The 16,413-nt window shown below is 68.1% G+C and carries 16 protein-coding genes; 7 read left to right on the top strand and 9 right to left on the bottom strand.

Annotated features, from left to right (window positions below; all coding sequences use genetic code 11):
* Positions 1 to 18: 18 nt before the first annotated feature.
* From cobO to EIP75_RS06370, 7 genes are read left to right on the top strand one after another with little or no spacing between them, the layout of a single operon-like run.
* A complete protein-coding gene (gene cobO, locus EIP75_RS06400; protein WP_125242406.1) occupies positions 19 to 588 on the top strand; it encodes a cob(I)yrinic acid a,c-diamide adenosyltransferase in 570 nt (189 codons plus the stop codon).
* An 11-nt stretch (positions 589 to 599) separates the two neighbouring features.
* Positions 600 to 1,592, top strand: coding sequence for an adenosylcobinamide-phosphate synthase CbiB (gene cbiB, locus EIP75_RS06395; RefSeq protein ID WP_125242405.1), 993 nt, complete (start codon positions 600 to 602; stop codon positions 1,590 to 1,592).
* Entirely contained in the window at positions 1,589 to 2,674 is a 1,086-nt protein-coding gene (locus EIP75_RS06390) for an aminotransferase class I/II-fold pyridoxal phosphate-dependent enzyme (protein WP_125242404.1), read from the top strand. Before cbiB ends, EIP75_RS06390 begins: the two co-directional genes overlap by 4 nt.
* Entirely contained in the window at positions 2,671 to 4,170 is a 1,500-nt protein-coding gene (locus EIP75_RS06385) for a cobyric acid synthase (protein ID WP_125242403.1), read from the top strand. The genes EIP75_RS06390 and EIP75_RS06385 overlap by 4 nt, the downstream gene beginning before the upstream one ends.
* Positions 4,171 to 4,197: 27 nt before the next feature.
* Positions 4,198 to 5,262 (top strand): nicotinate-nucleotide--dimethylbenzimidazole phosphoribosyltransferase, encoded by a 1,065-nt coding sequence (cobT, locus tag EIP75_RS06380; RefSeq protein ID WP_125242402.1) that lies wholly within the window; start codon positions 4,198 to 4,200, stop codon positions 5,260 to 5,262.
* A 21-nt stretch (positions 5,263 to 5,283) separates the two neighbouring features.
* Positions 5,284 to 6,180, top strand: a complete 897-nt coding sequence (locus EIP75_RS06375) for an adenosylcobinamide-GDP ribazoletransferase (protein ID WP_199758508.1) — start codon at positions 5,284 to 5,286, stop codon at positions 6,178 to 6,180.
* Positions 6,180 to 6,713 carry a histidine phosphatase family protein gene (locus EIP75_RS06370; protein WP_125242564.1) on the top strand — a complete coding sequence of 178 codons (534 nt, stop codon included), beginning with the start codon at positions 6,180 to 6,182 and terminating at the stop codon, positions 6,711 to 6,713. Before EIP75_RS06375 ends, EIP75_RS06370 begins: the two co-directional genes overlap by 1 nt.
* Before the next feature lie 25 nt (positions 6,714 to 6,738).
* On the opposite strand, the gene clsB is transcribed toward EIP75_RS06370, so the two are convergent.
* From clsB to EIP75_RS06325, 9 genes are all read right to left on the bottom strand, one after another.
* Positions 6,739 to 8,076 carry a cardiolipin synthase ClsB gene (gene clsB / locus EIP75_RS06365; protein ID WP_233584710.1) on the bottom strand — a complete coding sequence of 446 codons (1,338 nt, stop codon included), beginning with the start codon at positions 8,074 to 8,076 and terminating at the stop codon, positions 6,739 to 6,741.
* Positions 8,073 to 8,882 (bottom strand): endonuclease/exonuclease/phosphatase family protein, encoded by an 810-nt coding sequence (locus tag EIP75_RS06360; protein ID WP_125242562.1) that lies wholly within the window; start codon positions 8,880 to 8,882, stop codon positions 8,073 to 8,075. The genes clsB and EIP75_RS06360 overlap by 4 nt, the downstream gene beginning before the upstream one ends.
* Before the next feature lie 36 nt (positions 8,883 to 8,918).
* A complete protein-coding gene (gene nudB / locus EIP75_RS06355; protein WP_125242401.1) occupies positions 8,919 to 9,440 on the bottom strand; it encodes a dihydroneopterin triphosphate diphosphatase in 522 nt (173 codons plus the stop codon).
* A gap of 108 nt (positions 9,441 to 9,548) precedes the next feature.
* The gene (gene aspS / locus EIP75_RS06350) at positions 9,549 to 11,354 is read right to left on the bottom strand and encodes an aspartate--tRNA ligase (RefSeq protein ID WP_125242400.1); all 1,806 of its coding nucleotides are present in this window, start codon (positions 11,352 to 11,354) and stop codon (positions 9,549 to 9,551) included.
* 72 nt (positions 11,355 to 11,426) lie between these two features.
* Positions 11,427 to 12,071, bottom strand: coding sequence for a DUF502 domain-containing protein (locus EIP75_RS06345; RefSeq protein WP_125242399.1), 645 nt, complete (start codon positions 12,069 to 12,071; stop codon positions 11,427 to 11,429).
* Positions 12,071 to 12,433: an FmdB family zinc ribbon protein gene (locus EIP75_RS06340; RefSeq protein ID WP_125242398.1), complete on the bottom strand. Its 363-nt coding sequence runs from the start codon at positions 12,431 to 12,433 to the stop codon at positions 12,071 to 12,073. The genes EIP75_RS06345 and EIP75_RS06340 overlap by 1 nt, the downstream gene beginning before the upstream one ends.
* Before the next feature lie 143 nt (positions 12,434 to 12,576).
* Complete coding sequence (locus EIP75_RS06335) at positions 12,577 to 14,052, bottom strand: high affinity choline transporter 1 (protein WP_125242397.1); 1,476 nt, start codon at positions 14,050 to 14,052, stop codon at positions 12,577 to 12,579.
* A 91-nt stretch (positions 14,053 to 14,143) separates the two neighbouring features.
* Complete coding sequence (gene ubiB / locus EIP75_RS06330) at positions 14,144 to 15,706, bottom strand: ubiquinone biosynthesis regulatory protein kinase UbiB (RefSeq protein ID WP_125242561.1); 1,563 nt, start codon at positions 15,704 to 15,706, stop codon at positions 14,144 to 14,146.
* Positions 15,707 to 15,729: 23 nt separating this feature from the next.
* Positions 15,730 to 16,293 (bottom strand): hypothetical protein, encoded by a 564-nt coding sequence (locus tag EIP75_RS06325; protein WP_125242396.1) that lies wholly within the window; start codon positions 16,291 to 16,293, stop codon positions 15,730 to 15,732.
* Positions 16,294 to 16,413: the final 120 nt, after the last annotated feature.

Genomic DNA, 16,413 nt, shown 5'->3' with positions numbered 1-16,413 from the left:
ACCTGTTCCGGAGCCCCTATGGAAATCGAAAAACCCCCCGTCGACCGACAGGTCGAGAAGCCCGATGGCGAGCGTCGCGGCCTGGTGCTCGTTCACACCGGCGATGGCAAGGGCAAGAGCACGGCGGCCTTCGGCCTGGCCTTGCGCGCCCATGGCCGCGGCAAGGCCGTCAAGATCTACCAGTTCATGAAGGTGCCCAGCGCCCGCTTCGGTGAGCACCGTGTCTTCGAGAAACTGGGCGTGCCCATCGAAGGCCTGGGCGATGGTTTCAGCTGGAAGAGCCGCGATCTGGAGCACTCTGCCCAACTGGCCCGCGACGGTTGGGCCCGGGCGGCCCAGACCATTGCCGAAGGCGAGCACTTCATGGTCGTGCTCGACGAGATCATGTATCCCTTGCGCTATGGCTGGCTCGAACTGCAGCCGGTGCTCGACGCCCTGCGCGACCGGCCCAGCCATGTCAACGTGGTGCTGACGGGCAGGGGCTGCCCGCAGGAGTTGATCGATGCGGCCGACACGGTGACCGAGATGAAACTCATCAAGCACCACTACCAGGCTGGCGTGCCGGCCCAGCGCGGCATCGAGGACTGAACGCTTTGCCGATGGACCTCATCCCGCAAGCGCTGAGCTGGCTGATCCCGGCCTTGCTGCCGCCGCTGATCGCCCTGCTGGTCGATCGGCGCTGGGGCGAGCCACCGGCCTGGGCGCATCCGGTGGTGTGGATGGGGCGTTACCTGGGGATGCTGGGGCCCGCCCTGGCGCGTCTGCCCGCAGCGCTGGCTTTCCTGGGCGGGGCGCTGGCCTGGATGTTCGGTGCCTTGCTGGCCCTGGCGCTGGGCCTGGGCGTCGAGATCCTGGTGCTGGGCACGGTCTATTGGCTTGATCCCGACGTCGGTCTGCCCTCCCAGGTCTTGCAGGCCCTGGCCATCGGCCTGCTGCTCAAGCCCTTGCTGGCCTGGCGCATGCTGCGCGACGAAGTGGCGGCGGTGGAACAGGCCCTGGCCGATTCGGTGCAGGCCGGCCGCGATCGATTGAGCCGGCTGGTCAGCCGCGATGTTCAGTCGCTCGATGCCGAAGGCGTTCGCGAAAGCGCCATCGAATCCCTGGCCGAGAACCTCAACGATTCCGTGGTTGCCCCGCTGTTCTGGTTCGCCCTGGGCGGGCTGGCCGGCGCCGCCCTGTACCGCTTCGCCAACACGGCCGACGCCATGTGGGGATACCGCGGGCGCTATGAATGGGCGGGCAAATGGGCCGCCCGCGCCGATGACGTTCTTTCGTGGGTGCCTGCCCGCATCACGGCGCTGCTCTTGTGCCTGGCCGCGCGCCGGGTGCCGTCTTGGCGCGCGCTCCGGCGCGAAGCCGCCGTCACGCCGTCTCCCAACGGGGGCTGGCCCATGGGCGCGATGGCCTTGCTGCTGAACGTGTGCCTGAGCAAGCCCGGGGTGTACGCTCTGCATGCCGGGGCACCCAGCCCGGCGGCTCGCCACACCGAGCTTGCCCTGGTGTGGTCGCAGGCCGCCGTGTGGTGGGCCTGGTCCTTCGGTGCCGCGCTGGCCTTGGCTGCTGGCGGGTTGCTGCACATGGTCCTGTCATGAACCCATCCCACTTTGTCGAACATGGCGGCCCGGACGATGGCTCGCCCATCACATGGGATTTCTCCACCAACGCCAACCCCTTGCCACCGCCGCCAGGGTTGCTGGACGCCGTGGCCCAGGCTGACCGCCGCCGCTATCCCGACCCGCGCTACACGGCCCTGCGTGCATGCCTGTCGACGCATTGGCGTGCCGATGCCGCCCGGGTACTGCCCACGGCCGGCAGCAGCGAGGCCATCCGCCGTTTGAGCCTGGCCGCCTGCCTGCACGGTGTTCGCGAAGTGTGGGTGCCCGAGCCTGGCTATGGCGACTACCGTGCCGCGGCGCAGGCCCTGGGCCTGCAGGTACACGCCTATGGTGACGGCCACGCTTTGTTGACGGCCCTGGCTGCGTCGGAGCGGCCCACGCTGGTGTGGCTGTGCGAACCCTGCAATCCCACAGGGCACAGCCTGCCGCCTTCGTTCTGGATCGGCCTGTCCGACACCCTGGCCGGTCGAGCAGGCCTGCTCGTGGCGCTGGACCGTGCCTACGAGCCACTGCGCCTGCAGGGCGAAGACCCTGTGCCTGCGCACCTGGCGCGCCAATGCTGGCAACTGTGGTCACCCAACAAGGCCCTGGGGCTGACGGGGGTGCGTGCCGGGGCCTTGCTGGCACCCGAGCCGGCAGGCGCCCCATGGCTCGCCGCCTTGCATGAGCTGGCGCCCAGTTGGGTGCTGTCGGCCGAGGGCGTGGCCTTGTGGCACGCCTGGTGCGATATGGCCACACAGGACTGGCTGGCCCGTTCGCGGGCGACCCTGCTGGCCTGGCGTGATGAACAGCAAAGCCTGCTGGCCTCGATGGGCTGGCAGATCCAGCCTTCGATCACCCCATTCTTCGTGGCGCGCCCGCCGGGAACCGCCATGCGTGATGCGGCCTTGCGCCACGCCTGGCTGCAGACCCTGCGCACCGAGGGCCTCAAACTGCGCGATGCCACCAGCCTGGGCCTGCCCGGCTGGCTGCGCCTGAGCACGCAGGGCCCGCAGGCACGCCAGGCCTTGCAGCGTGCACTGGTGCACAGCGCAGGCCAGTGGAGGGATGCCGCATGAGCGCACGCGCAGTGATGGTGCTGGGCACCACCAGCGGTGCCGGCAAGAGCTGGCTGGCCACGGCCCTGTGCCGCTGGTATGCGCGGCAGGGCCTGCGGGTGGCGCCCTTCAAGGCGCAGAACATGAGCAACAACGCGCGTGTGGTGCCTGGCCTGGATGGCCGCATGGGCGAGATCGGCAGCGCACAGTATTTCCAGGCCCTGGCTGCCAGGGTGCGGCCCGATGTGCGCATGAACCCGGTGCTGCTCAAGCCCGAGCAGGACACGGCCAGCCAGGTCATCGTCATGGGGCAGGTGCACGACGAACTGCGCCGGGTGCCCTGGCGTGAGCGCAGCAACCTGGTGTGGCCCCACGCTCGCCAGGCGCTGGACGAACTCATGGACACCCACGACGTCGTCGTGATCGAGGGAGCGGGCTCGCCCGCCGAGATCAACCTGCATGCCAGCGACTACGTCAACATGCGCACGGCGCTGCACGCTGGGGCGGCTTGCCTGCTGGTGACCGACATCGACCGCGGTGGCGCCTTCGCCCATCTCTACGGCACGCACCAGTTGCTGCCCGAGCATGAACGTGCCCTGATCCAGGGCTTCGTGCTCAACCGCTTCCGGGGTGATGCCAGCCTGCTCGCACCGGGGCCGGAGCAGTTGCAGGCCTTGACCGGCGTGCCCACGCTGGCCGTGCTGCCCATGTGGCGCGGCCATGGCCTGCCGGAAGAAGACGGTGTGTTCGATGACCGAGCCAGCGGGCCCGTGGGCGACCAAGCACCCGTGGTTCGCATCGCCGTGCTGGCCTGTCCGCGCATCAGCAACCTCGACGAGTTCCAGCCCTTGCGCTCCGCGCCGGGCGTGCGGCTGGTATGGGCGCGGCACCCGCGCGATCTGGATGGGGCCGACTGGGTGATCCTGCCAGGCTCCAAGCACACCACGGCCGATCTGGCCTGGGTGAGAGCCCAGGGCCTGGACCGTGCCGTGACCGAGCATGCACGGCGTGGCGGCGCGGTGCTGGGCATCTGTGGCGGCTTGCAGATGCTGGGCCAGGTCCTGAGCGATCCTGACGGCGTCGAGGGACCGGCAGGGGCCATGGTGCAAGGCCTGCATTTGCTGGACCTGCACACACGCTTCGATGCCGACAAGCTGCTGCGCGAGACGCGGGCCGTGTTCACGGCGCAACTGGGCTCTGGCCGTCCCTGGCAGGCCCTGGCGGGCGTGACGGTGCAGGGCTACGAGATTCACCATGGCCGCACGGAGCTCTCGTCAGACGCGGGCAGCCCCGACACGCAAGCGATACTGCACGATGCCGCAGGGCAGCCGCTGGGCTGGCGTCGTGGGCAGGTGATCGGCCTGTACCTGCACGGCGTGTTCGAAGACGACGCCGTGATGCGTGCGCTGTTCGGCGCCCAGGCCCCTTCGCTCGACCGCGTGATGGACGGCCTGGCCGACTACATCGATCATCACTTTGCCCCAGGGGCGCTGGCCACGCTGATCCAGCGTCCCTGATGGCCCTCATTGTTTCCCACCCAAGCCATGACAGAGATTCCCGCTTTCGCCGTTCCTGACCTCACCGACCTGCGCGACACCACGCTGGCCCAGCGCCTGCGTCACCGGATCGACCACAAGACCAAACCGCTGGGCTCGCTGGGCCGCTTGGAAAGCCTGGCCCTTCAGCTGGGCCTCATCCTTCGCAGCGAAACCCCGGCGCTGGAGCAGCCGCAGATGGTCGTGTTCGCCGGCGATCACGGCCTGGCCGCCCGGGGCGTGTCGGCTTTCCCCAGCGACGTGACCTGGCAGATGGTCGAGAACTTCCTGGCAGGCGGCGCGGCCGTCAGCGTGCTGGCCCGCCAGCATGGTCTGGCGCTCACGGTGGTCGATGCCGGTGTGGCACGTGATATCGCGCCTCGCGATGGTCTGTTGGTGCGCAAGATCGCCCCAGGGACGGCCGATGCGTCGGTGGGCCCCGCGATGACGCTGGCGCAATGCCATGCCGCGCTGCAGGCAGGGGCCGACGTGGTCAGGCAACTGCCGGGCAACGCCTTGCTGCTGGGCGAAATGGGCATTGGCAACACATCGAGTGCGGCGCTGCTGATGAGCCGCCTGACCGGCGCGCCGCTTGTCCAGTGCGTGGGCCGCGGCACCGGCCTGGACGACGCAGGCCTCCAGCGCAAGCTGGCCGTGCTGCGCAAGGCCTTGAAGGCCAACGCCAACGCCAGCGCCCCTGCCACCCAGCCTGTGCAGGTGCTGGCGGCACTGGGCGGGTTCGAGATCGCGATGATGTGCGGCGCGGTGCTCGAAGCGGCCGCGCAGAACCGTGTGATCGTGGTCGATGGGTTCATCGCCACCAGCGCCGTGCTCGTGGCCCAGGCCGTGCAGCCGCTGGTGCTGCAGCGCTGCGTGTTCGCACACCAGTCCGACGAATCGGGCCATGCGCGCCTGCTGGCCTGGCTGGGTGCCCAGCCTCTGCTGCACCTGGGCCTGCGCCTGGGTGAGGGCTCGGGCGCCGCGCTGGCCTGGCCCCTGCTGGGATCGGCCTGCCGTATCCTGCGCGAGATGGCCAGTTTCGCCGACGCCGGCGTGAGCGAGCGGCAGGCCTGAGCTTCTGCGGATTGCCAAGCCATGCTCCGATCCTTCGGCCAACGCCTGCTCCTGGAACTGCGCCTGTTCTTCATCGCGCTGCAGTTCTTCACGCGGGTGCCGGTGCCGGCCTGGGTGGGGTTTCAGCCTGGATGGCTGCAGGCCTGTGCCCGGTACTTTCCGCTGGTGGGGGCCTGCGTGGGCGTGGCTGGCGCCGTGGTGCTGGCCACCACCAGCCTGGTCTGGCCGCCCCTGGTGGCCGTGCTGCTCAGCATGGCCGCCACCGTGTGGATGACCGGTGGTTTCCACGAGGACGGCCTGGCCGACACCTGCGACGGACTGGGTGGTTCGGTGAGCCGCGACCGGGCCCTGATCATCATGAAGGATTCGCGATTGGGCAGCTACGGCGCCCTGGGCCTGGCCTTGGTGCTGGGTCTCAAGGCCGCCGTGCTCAGCAGCCTGCTGGCCCCGGTGCTTGGCGAACTCAACGAGGCCGAGAGCAGCCATGTGCACCAGGTGCTGCTGGGCTGGACCTTGATGGCCCTGGTCTGGAGCCACACCACCTCCCGGCTGGCGCCCGTGCTGCTGATCCGCGCCTTGCCTTATGCCGGCGACCTTGACCAGGCCAAAGCCAAGCCGCTGACCACCCGCGTGTCCTGGGGCAGTGTGCTGGGGGCCTTGCTCTGCTGGGGCGCGGTGAGCCTGGGCCTGGTGCTGTGGGTGGACCGCATCGGCTGGCCTGTGCCGACCCTGTGGCTGGCCATGGGCTGGGCCACGCTGGCCGTGGCGCTGGGCACGTGGTGGATGGCACGGTGGCTGCGCCGCCGCCTGGGTGGCTACACGGGCGACACGCTGGGCGCGGCCCAGCAGATCACGGAGCTGCTGAGCCTGCTGGCCTGGCTGGCGGTGGTGCACCCCGTCACGTGGGTGCGCTGGTGATGGCCTGGCGGGCGTGGCGCCACCCCCGTGCACAGGGGGCCGAAGGCCGGTGCATCGGCCGGACCGACCTGCGCCTGGATGCGCGCAAGGCCCGGCGCCTGGCGAGGCGCATCCGCCGTGTGGCCGCGCGAGAAGGCCTGCCCAGGCTGGTGTGCACCTCGCCGCTGCGCCGGTGCCGTGAGGTGGGCCGCCTGCTGCGCCGCTGGGGCTGGCGCCACGTGGTGACGCCTGAACTGCTGGAAGCCGACTTCGGGGCCTGGGACGGACGGCGGTGGGTCGACATCGGCCAGACCGAAGTCGACGCCTGGTGTGCGGATTTTGCCGACCACTCGCCAGGCGGTGGTGAGAGCGTTCGGCAGGTGCTGGCCCGCGCGGCCGCCTGGTCGCCACCGGGCGAGGGCGGTGTGGTGGTGGCGCATGCCGGCTGGATGCTGGCGCGGCAGTGGCTGGCCGCGCACGGCGCGGGCACCTGCCCCGCCGAGCCCACGCAGTGGCCTGCCGCACCTCCCCATGGGGCGTGCCAGCCCGTTTAGCCAGCCCGTTCAGCCAGAGGCGGGCTCAGTCCCGCCAGTCGCGTCGCGCCACGCCGGCCATGCGCAGGTACACCTTGGCCACCCAGTTCAGCGCCCCGCGCAGCCACCGCGCCGAGCGCGACTGCCCTTGCGCATGGGCCGGCAGTACCTCCACGCCGTCGGCGAAATCGCGCGCCAGCGAGGCGGCCAGCGTCTTCGCGAAGGCCCTGTCACGCACGATCAGGTTGCCTTCCAGGTTCACCAGCATGGACAGCGGATCCAGGTTGGACGAGCCCACCGTGGCCCATTCGTCGTCCACGCACATCACCTTGGCGTGCAGCCAGGCGGCCTGGTATTCGAAGATGCGCACGCCATGCCGCTGCAGTTCGTCGTACAGCGCCCGCGCTGCCATGGCGGCGATGCGGTAATCCACCTTGCCTTGCAGCAGCAGGCGCACGCGCACCCCCCGATCGGCCGCATGCCGCAGCGCACGCCGCATGGCCCGGCCCGGATAGAAGTAGGGCGTGACGATGTCCACATGCGACCGGGCCTGCTGGATGGCCTGCAGGGCCGCACGCTCGATGGTGCGGCGCTGGCGAAGGTTGTCGCGCAGCACGAAGGCGCAGCGCATGGGCTGGCGGATGCCTGCGCTCGCGCTGATCTGGCCCTGCTCGGCCGGCGGCAGGCGCAGGCGGGCCTGCTGCCACACGCGCCGCAACCGCTTCGTGCGGCCAGGCACCTTCACCCAGTCGATCAGCTCGTCGCGCCAGTCCTTGCCCAGGGTGGCGCGTGTCCACATCGCGCGGATGGTGTGCTGCACCGGCGTGGCCACGGTGCCGCGCACCTGCACCGCATAGTCCAGCCTGGGCTGGCCCGACCAGCCTTGTGCCAGGTCGTTGTGGTCGTCGATCAAGTTGATGCCGCCCACGAAGCCCAGGTCTTCGTCGACCACGCACAGCTTGAGGTGCATGCGCCGCCAGTTGCCGCGCTTGAGCGCCGACAGCCATCCCTGCACCGGCCGGTAGATGGCCACATCGATGCCCTCATCCCGCAGCGCTTGCCAGAACGCCGAAGGCACCTCGCGCGAGCCGACACCATCCATCACCACCTGCACGGCCACGCCGCGCTGCGCCGCTCGGGTCAATGCCTGGAACACCAGGTCGGCCTGCCCGCCGGGCCCGGTCAGGTAGTTGGCCAGCCAGACGCTGTCCTGCGCCTGGTCGATGGCCTGCACCATGGCCGGGAACAGCTCGCGCCCACCCCGCAGCAGTTGCACCTGGTTGCCGCCGGTGAACACCGGCCGGCGCTGGGCATACCAGGCCAGCGAGAGGGACTGCGCGGCGTTGTCGCCGAAGCTCAGGTGTTTGGGAGGCAGCCGCTTCACAGGTCCAGTTCGAACTCCGCGACCAGCGGCAGGTGGTCGGACAGGCGTGCCCAGGAGGTGCCGCGCGGCACCATGATCGACTGGCAGGCCAGGCCCCGCGTGTAGACCCGGTCCAGGGCCAGCACGGGCACGCGGGAAGGGTAGGTGGGCACGCGTTCGGCCATGAGGGTCCGGGCCCGTGTGAGCCCGACATCCGTCAGGATGTGGTCCAGCTTCTCGTTCCAGTCGTTGAAATCGCCTGCGATCACCACGGGGGCCTTGGGTGGCAACTGCTCGGCCACCAGCTTGGCCACCTGCTTGACCTGACGCACGCGGCTGGCGTGGATCAGGCCCAGGTGCACCACCACCACGTGCACCTCCACGCCGTTCCATTGCACGGGCACGTGCAACAGGCCACGCTGCTCGAAGCGGTGGTCGGACACATTGTGGTGGCCGATGTCGCCGATGGGCCAGCGTGACAGCAGCGCGTTGCCGTGCTCGCCGTGCTTGGTGATGGCATTGGACCGGTAGGCCACGTCATAGCCCTCGGGTGCCAGGTAGTCGGCCTGGGGCTTGTCGGGCCAGCAGCCGTGGCCGAACTGCGTCACGGAGAACTTGCGCGCTTCCTGGTTGTTGAAGCTGCGCACCTCCTGCAGGCAGACGATGTCGGCATCGAAGGCCTCCACGGCCAGGCCGAGGTTGTGGATCTCCAGGCGCTTGGTGGGGCCGAGGCCGCGCACGCCCTTGTGGATGTTGTAGGTGGCCACCCGCAGCCCCTTCGAAGAAAGGGTCGACGGTGGCAGCAGGGTCGAGTGGAACGGGTTCAGCACGTTGAGGTCTCGGTGGTCATGCTGATCGCCACCTTAGCGCGTTTGCGATGACCCCTGTCGGGCGTCAACCCCTGGAAGGCCGCCCAATCTCGTCAATTGCAGGATGGCCTCGGCGTTGGAGGGGGAGAAGCAGCGGTCGGCGGCGGCCCGCAGTGGCAACCATTCGTATCGGGTGTGCTCGCGTGGGGCCAGGGTGATGGGCGTGCCGGCCGGCACGCACAGGCCGAAGACGCGCTCGGTGTTGTGGGTGACACCCGGGGCGTAGCGGTGGCGCCACACGGGGTAGATCTCGTAGATGTTCTCGATGGCCCAGTCGGTGAGGGCCTCAGGCGGGATGCCCGTGCTGCCGACGACGATGCCGGTTTCTTCCTGCACCTCGCGGATGGCCGTGGTGCGCCAGTCTTCGGCCTCGGTGTCCTTCGAGCCGGTGACGCTCTGCCAGAAGCCGGGCTGCTTGGCGCGCTCGATCACCAGCACGTCCAGGTCAGGGGTGTGGATGACGACCAGGACGGACTGGGGAATCTTGGGGGGCGGGGCGCTGGGCGTTGTCGTCATCGTGCAGGCAGTGTCGCACGCGTCGGGACAACAAAAAACCGCCTCCCAGTGACGGGAAGGCGGTTTTCAAGCAGCATCGGCCGGCCTGTGAAGGCCGAGCGGCAGGCGTCAGGCCGAGCCGGCGCCTGCGGCGGCCTGTGCGTTGCGCAGGCGGATGTGCAGCTCGCGCAGTTGCTTTTCGTCCACGTTCGACGGGGCGCCCGTCAGCAGGCACTGCGCCCGCTGCGTCTTCGGGAAGGCGATCACGTCGCGGATGGACTCGGCCTTGGTCATCAGCGTCACCAGGCGGTCCAGGCCGAAGGCCAGGCCACCGTGCGGCGGCGCGCCGTACTGCAGCGCGTCCAGCAGGAAGCCGAACTTCACCTTGGCGTCTTCGGCGCTGATGTTCAAGGCCGTGAACACCTTGCTCTGCACTTCGGCGCGGTGGATACGGATCGAGCCGCCACCCAGCTCCCAGCCGTTGAGCACCATGTCGTAGGCCTTGGCAATGCACTTGCCCGGGTCGGTGTCCATGTAGTCCTCGTGGCCGTCCTTGGGGGCGGTGAACGGGTGGTGCACGGCGTTCCAGCGGTCGGCTTCGTCGTCGTACTCGAACATCGGGAAATCGACCACCCACAGCGGGGCCCAGCGGTCTTCGAACAGCCCGTTCTTCTTTCCGAAATCACTGTGGCCGACCTTCAGGCGCAGCGCGCCGATGGCGTCGTTGACGACCTTTTCCTTGTCGGCACCGAAGAAGATCAGGTCGCCGTCCTTGGCGCCCGTGCGCTTGAGGATCTCGGCGATGGCCGCGTCGTGCAGGTTCTTCACGATGGGTGACTGCAGGCCCTCGCGGCCCTTGGCCACTTCATTGACCTTGATCCAGGCCAGGCCCTTGGCGCCGTAGATCTTGACGAACTCGGTGTAGGCGTCGATCTCGCCGCGCGACATCGAACCGCCGCCCGGCACGTTCAGGGCCACCACGCGGCCGCCCTTGGTCGTGGCGGGGGTGGAGAACACCTTGAAGTCCACGTCGGCCATCACCTCGGTCAGCTCGGTGAACTGCAGCTTGACGCGCAGATCGGGCTTGTCCGAGCCGTACTGGAACATGGCGTCGGCGTAGGTCATGACCGGGTACTCGCCCAGGTCCACATCCAGTGCCTTCATGAAGACATGGCGGATCATGCCCTCGAACATGTCGCGGATTTCCTGTTCGCCCAGGAAGCTCGTTTCAATGTCGATCTGGGTGAATTCGGGCTGGCGGTCGGCGCGCAGGTCTTCGTCGCGGAAGCACTTGGTGATCTGGTAGTACCGATCGAAGCCGGCCACCATCAGCAGCTGCTTGAACAGCTGGGGCGATTGCGGCAGCGCGAAGAAGTGGCCGTCGTGCACACGCGAGGGCACCAGGTAGTCGCGCGCGCCTTCGGGCGTGCTCTTGGTCAGCATCGGGGTTTCGATGTCGACGAAGCCGTGCTCATCGAGGAACTTGCGCGCCTCCATGGCCACGCGGTAGCGCAGCATCAGGTTGCGCTGCATGTACGGGCGGCGCAGGTCCAGCACGCGGTGCGTCAGGCGGGTGGTTTCCGACAGGTTCTCGTCGTCGAGCGGGAAGGGCGGTGTCACCGAGGCGTTGAGCACCTCCAGCGTGTGCGCCAGCACTTCGATCTTGCCGCTGGTCAGGCCGGCGTTCTCGGTGCCTGCGGGGCGGGCACGCACCACGCCGGTGATCTTCACGCAGAACTCGTTGCGCACCTCTTCAGCGGTCTTGAAGGTGTCGGCGCGGTCGGGGTCGAACACCACCTGCACCAGGCCTTCGCGGTCACGCAGGTCGATGAAGATCACGCCGCCATGGTCGCGGCGACGGTGGGCCCAGCCCATCAGCGTCACGGTCTGGTCCATCAGCGCTTCGCTGACCAGGCCACAGTAAGTGGTGCGCATTGTTGTTCTCTCCGGGAGATGAGGGTCACGCCGCCGGGCACGCGCGCCCGGCTTGGAACCCTCGATTGTCGTTCAGGAATGGATCTTTGGCGCGGAGGGTGGCGACACCACCCCCATCGAGATCACATATTTGAGGGCCTCGTCGACCGACATGGCCAGCTCGACCACCTCGGCGCGTGGCACGATCAGCATGAAGCCCGAGGTCGGGTTGGGCGTGGTGGGCACGTACACCGTCAGCATGTCGCCGGGCAGGTGATCGCCCACCTCGCCGCCGGGTTTGCCGGTGACGAAGGCGATCGTCCACGAGCCCTGGCGCGGGTACTGCACCAGCACCGCATGGCGAAAAGCCTGTCCGCTCGATGAAAACAGGGTGTCCGAGACCTGCTTGACCGAGTTGTAGATGCTCTTGACGATGGGGATGTTCGAGAACACCCGGTTGGACTGCGTCACGATCCACTGGCCGGCGATGTTGGTCACGGCCAGGCCGGTCAGCAGCAGGGCCAGCACCATCACGATCACGCTCAGCCCCTGGATCTCGCGCAGTTGCGTGAGCGCGGGCTTGAGGCTGGCGGGCAGCACCGTCTGTGCGGCCACCACCAGCCAGGCGAAGATGCCGTCGAGCAGGCCGACCACGCTGGTCAGCACCCAGACCGTGACGGCCAGGGGCAGCCAAACGAGCAGGCCGGTGAGGATGTACTTGCGGAGTGCGGCCGACATCAATGACAGGCGCACGACGAGCCGCAGCCGGCTCCGCCGGAGGACGAACCGCCCCCGTCGGATGAGCCGGACGAGCTCGACGCTGCCGGGGTGCTGCTGGCGCTGGGCGTTGCAGCGGCATCACCCGCCGGTGCGGCCGTGGCCGCTGCCGTGCCGGCGGCTGCGGCGCCGCCGCCAGAACCGCCTCGGAAATCGGTCACGTACCAACCGGAACCCTTGAGCTGGAAGCCCGCGGCGGTCAATTGTTTCTTGAAGCTCTCCGCGTTGCAGGCGGGGCAGGTGGTGAGCACCGGGTCGGACATCTTCTGCAAGACATCCTTGGCGTGACCGCAGGCATCACAGCGGTAGGCGTAAATCGGCATGGGTACCCTCGGGTTTTCCCGTCATTTCCAACAAAGACGCCATTCTAAGTGGGGGCACCACCCGCGCCCATCAAGACCTGAACGGCGCTGCCCCCCTCAGGCGCGGGAAAAGGGGCCGAAACGTGCCGGACAGCACGCTGGCATCAGGCTTTCGAGGCCGTGCTGCCTGCGATCACCGTGTCGTGGTGCTTGTGGTGGTGATCCCTGATCAGCTGAGGTCCCAGCGAGCCGGCCAGCATGCCGCCGATGGCCGTCAGCAGACCGGCCAGTTGCCCGGGGAAGGCCTCGCCCCACGGGGCGTGGAACGTGAAGACCGCCAGCGTGCCGATGCCCAGCACGATGGACAGCACGGCGCCCTGCGTGGTGGCGCGTTTCCAGTACAGGCCGGCCACCAGCGGTACGAAGGCGCCCACCAGCGGCACCTGATAGGCCGCCGACACCAGTTCGTAGATCGAAGTGCCCTGCATCTGGATGGCGTACAGCAGCACCAGTGCCGTGAACACGAAGATCGTGATGCGCAGCGACAGCAGCACCTGGCGGTCGCTCATGCCTGGCTTGATGTTGCGCAGGATGTTCTCGACGAAGCTGGTGGACGGCGCCAGCAGCGTGGCGGACGAGGTGGACTTGATGGCCGACACCAGCGCGCCGAAGAAGAAGATCTGCGCGATGAAGGGCATGTGCGTCAGGATCAGCGTGGGCAGCACCTGCTGCGCATCGTTGGCCAGCAGATCCTTGGTCTGCGCCGGCATGATGATCAGCGACGAGGCCACGATGAACATGGGCACGAAGGCGAACAGCAGGTAGCTGAAGCCGCCGATCATGGCGCCCTTGCGGGCTGTTTCCGCATCCTTGGCGGCCATCACGCGCTGGAACACGTCCTGCTGCGGGATCGAGCCGAACATCATCGTGATGGCGGCCGCGACGAACCAGACCCAGCCGTTCACGGTGTGCTCGGGCAGGATCTTGAACCAGTTCTGCTCACTGGCCAGGGCCAGCACCTTGTCGGCACCACCGGCCTGGTCGGCGGCCAGCACGGCGATCAGCGACAGGCCCACCACCAGCACGATCATCTGGATGAAATCCGTCCAGGCCACGGCCAGCATGCCGCCGATCAGCACGTAGACCAGCACCAGCACGGTGCCAATGGTCATGCCCTGCGCGGGCGTGAGCTCGCCGCCCGACAAGATGGTGAAGACCAGGCCCAGCGCGGTGATCTGCGCGGCCACCCAGCCCAGGTAGCTCAGGATGATGGCGATGGAGCAGAAGATCTCCACGCCCTTGCCGAAACGCTCGCGGTAGAAGTCGCCGATCGTCAGCAGGTTCATCTTGTACAGGCGCGCCGCGAAGAAGGCGCCCACCAGCACCAGGCACATCGAGGCGCCGAACGGGTCCTCGATCACGGCATTGAGGCCGCCCTGCACGAACTTGGCCGGGATGCCCATCACCGTCTCGGCACCGAACCAGGTGGCGAAGGTGGTGGTGATCACCATCACCAGCGGCAGGCTGCGGCCGGCCACGGCGAAATCGGCCGTGTTCTTGATGCGGGTGCCGGCGTACATGCCGATCCCCATGGTGACCAGCAGGTACAGAACCACGAAGGCGAGCAGGGTGGTGTTCATCTCAAGGACTTCCGGAGCGACGAAGGACACGAGGCAGGGCGAACCGGCGCGCAGTGTAATGCGATTCGATACGCCGCCCGGCGCCGGCAGGTCAGAAAATGCCGAGCACGTGCAGGCGCATCAGCACCTGCGCGGACACCAGCCCCAGCACGAAGCCCAGGACCACCCACACCACGGCCGACAGCAGCCGGTTCGTCTTGCGCTGCTCACGCAAGATCGCGGCCAGGTCCAGGCGCAGATCGTCGTTGCTGTTCTGCAGGTTGTCATGGATCAGGCGGGGCAGTTCGGGCAGCAGCTTGGCGTAGCGGGGCGCCTCCTTCTTGAGGCGCTGAAGCAGGCCGCGCAGGCCCACCTGCTCGTGCATCCAGCGCTCCAGGAAGGGCTTGGCCGTGGTCCACAGGTCCAGGTCGGGATCGAGTTGGCGGCCCAGGCCTTCCACGTTCAGCAGCGTCTTCTGCAGCAGCACCAGTTGCGGCTGGATCTCGACATTGAAGCGCCGGGAGATCTGGAACAGGCGCATCAGCACCTGGCCCAGCGAGATCTCTTTGAGCGGGCGGTCGAAGTAGGGCTCGCACACCGTGCGCACGGCGCCCTCCAGCTCATCGACCCGCGTGGTGGGCGGCACCCAGCCGCTTTCGATGTGCAGTTCCGCTACGCGCTTGTAATCGCGGTGCAAAAACGCCATGAAGTTCTGCGCCAGGTAGTCCTTGTCCACCTCGGTCAGGGTGCCGATGATGCCGAAATCCAGCGCGATGTAGCGTCCGAAAGTCTCGGGGGCCAGGCTGACCTGGATGTTGCCCGGGTGCATGTCGGCGTGGAAGAAGCCGTCGCGGAACACCTGGGTGAAGAAGATGGTGACACCGTCGCGGGCCAGCTTCTTGATGTCGACGCCGGCCTCGCGCAGGCGCTGCATGTGGCTGATGGGCACGCCCTTCATGCGTTCCATCACCATCACGGTGGTGGTGCAGTAATCCCACACCATCTCCGGCACCAGCACCAAGTCCAGCCCCTGCATGTTCCGGCGCAGCTGGGCGGCGTTGGCGGCCTCGCGCACCAGGTCCAGCTCATCGTGCAGGTAGGTGTCGAACTCGGCCACCACTTCTCGGGGCTTGAGTCGGCGGCCATCGGCCGACAGGCGCTCGACCCAGCGTGCCAGGGTGCGCATCAGGGCCAGGTCGTCGTCGATCACGGACAGCATGCCCGGGCGCAGCACCTTCACGGCCACTTCGCGGCCATCGTGCAGCACCGCGAAGTGCACCTGCGCGATGGACGCGCTGGCCACCGGTTCGGCATCGAACTGGCGGAACACATCGCCCAGGGGCCGGCGAAAGGCTTTTTCCACCAGGCGGATCGATTCCTCACTGGGGAAGGGCGGCACACGGTCCTGCAGCCTGGCCAGTTCATCGGCCACATCGGGCGGCAGCAGATCGCGCCGCGTGGACAGCATCTGCCCGAACTTGACGAAGATGGGCCCCAGCCGCTCCAGGGCGATGCGCAGGCGCTCGCCGCGCGGGGCATCGAGCTTGCGGCCGGTGGACAGGATGCGGCCCAGCAAGGTCAGCAAGGGGTGGCGCATGCTGCCCAGCAGCAGCGTGTCCAGCCCGTAACGCAGGCCGATCAGCCCGATGAAGACCGGGCGCAGCGACGTACGCAGCTTGCGGCGCATCGGCAGCGCGCTCAGCGTCCGGGGCCGCGGGAGGCGTCAGCGGCGCTGCCCGGGCGCCAGCGGCTCAGGGCCTGCTTGACACCCTCGGCCACCGTCTTGAGCATCTGTGTGGGTGGCACGCCCAGCCAGCGGGCCAGATCGTCTTCAATGTCCCAGCGCAGGTTCTTCATGAGCCAGGACACGGCCTCGGCCAGCGCTGCGTCACCCTCGATGGTGACCGGCGGGCGCTCACGCTTGAGTGCCAGTCGCAGGGCCTGGAAGGGATCGGGCAGGTCGACGGTGACGCTCAGGCCGCCGGGTGGGGGCACGGGCGTGTCCGCCGAGATGGTGGGCTCCGTCCATTCGAGCAGGCCAGCGGGTGTGATCAGCAGGCCCACATGCTTGGGCAATGGCTCAGCAAGGCGTGTGACCCACGCCGCACCTGCCGGCAAGCGGAAGTGCAGGTCGATGCGGTGGCCTGCATGCGGCTTGAGCTTGAGCAGGGCGGCCGGCTCGCTGGCGATGACATGGTTGGCCAACAGCACCAGGCGGGCTGTGGCGGCGTTGCTCAGGGTTTGAAGCAGGGGGAGGGCCATGCGGTCATTGTAGGCGGCGCGACACCCCTTGCTTGGGGGCCTGTCTTTCTGCGGTTCGCGAAGTGGTACAGGATATGCTGCGGCGCAACAGACTGATTTGTAGCAGGGTGAATCATGGCC

Origin of the sequence: Aquabacterium soli, assembly GCF_003933735.1 — a bacterium.
Lineage (GTDB): Bacteria > Pseudomonadota > Gammaproteobacteria > Burkholderiales > Burkholderiaceae_C > Aquabacterium > Aquabacterium soli.
This window is presented reverse-complemented; position numbering and strand designations above follow the sequence as displayed.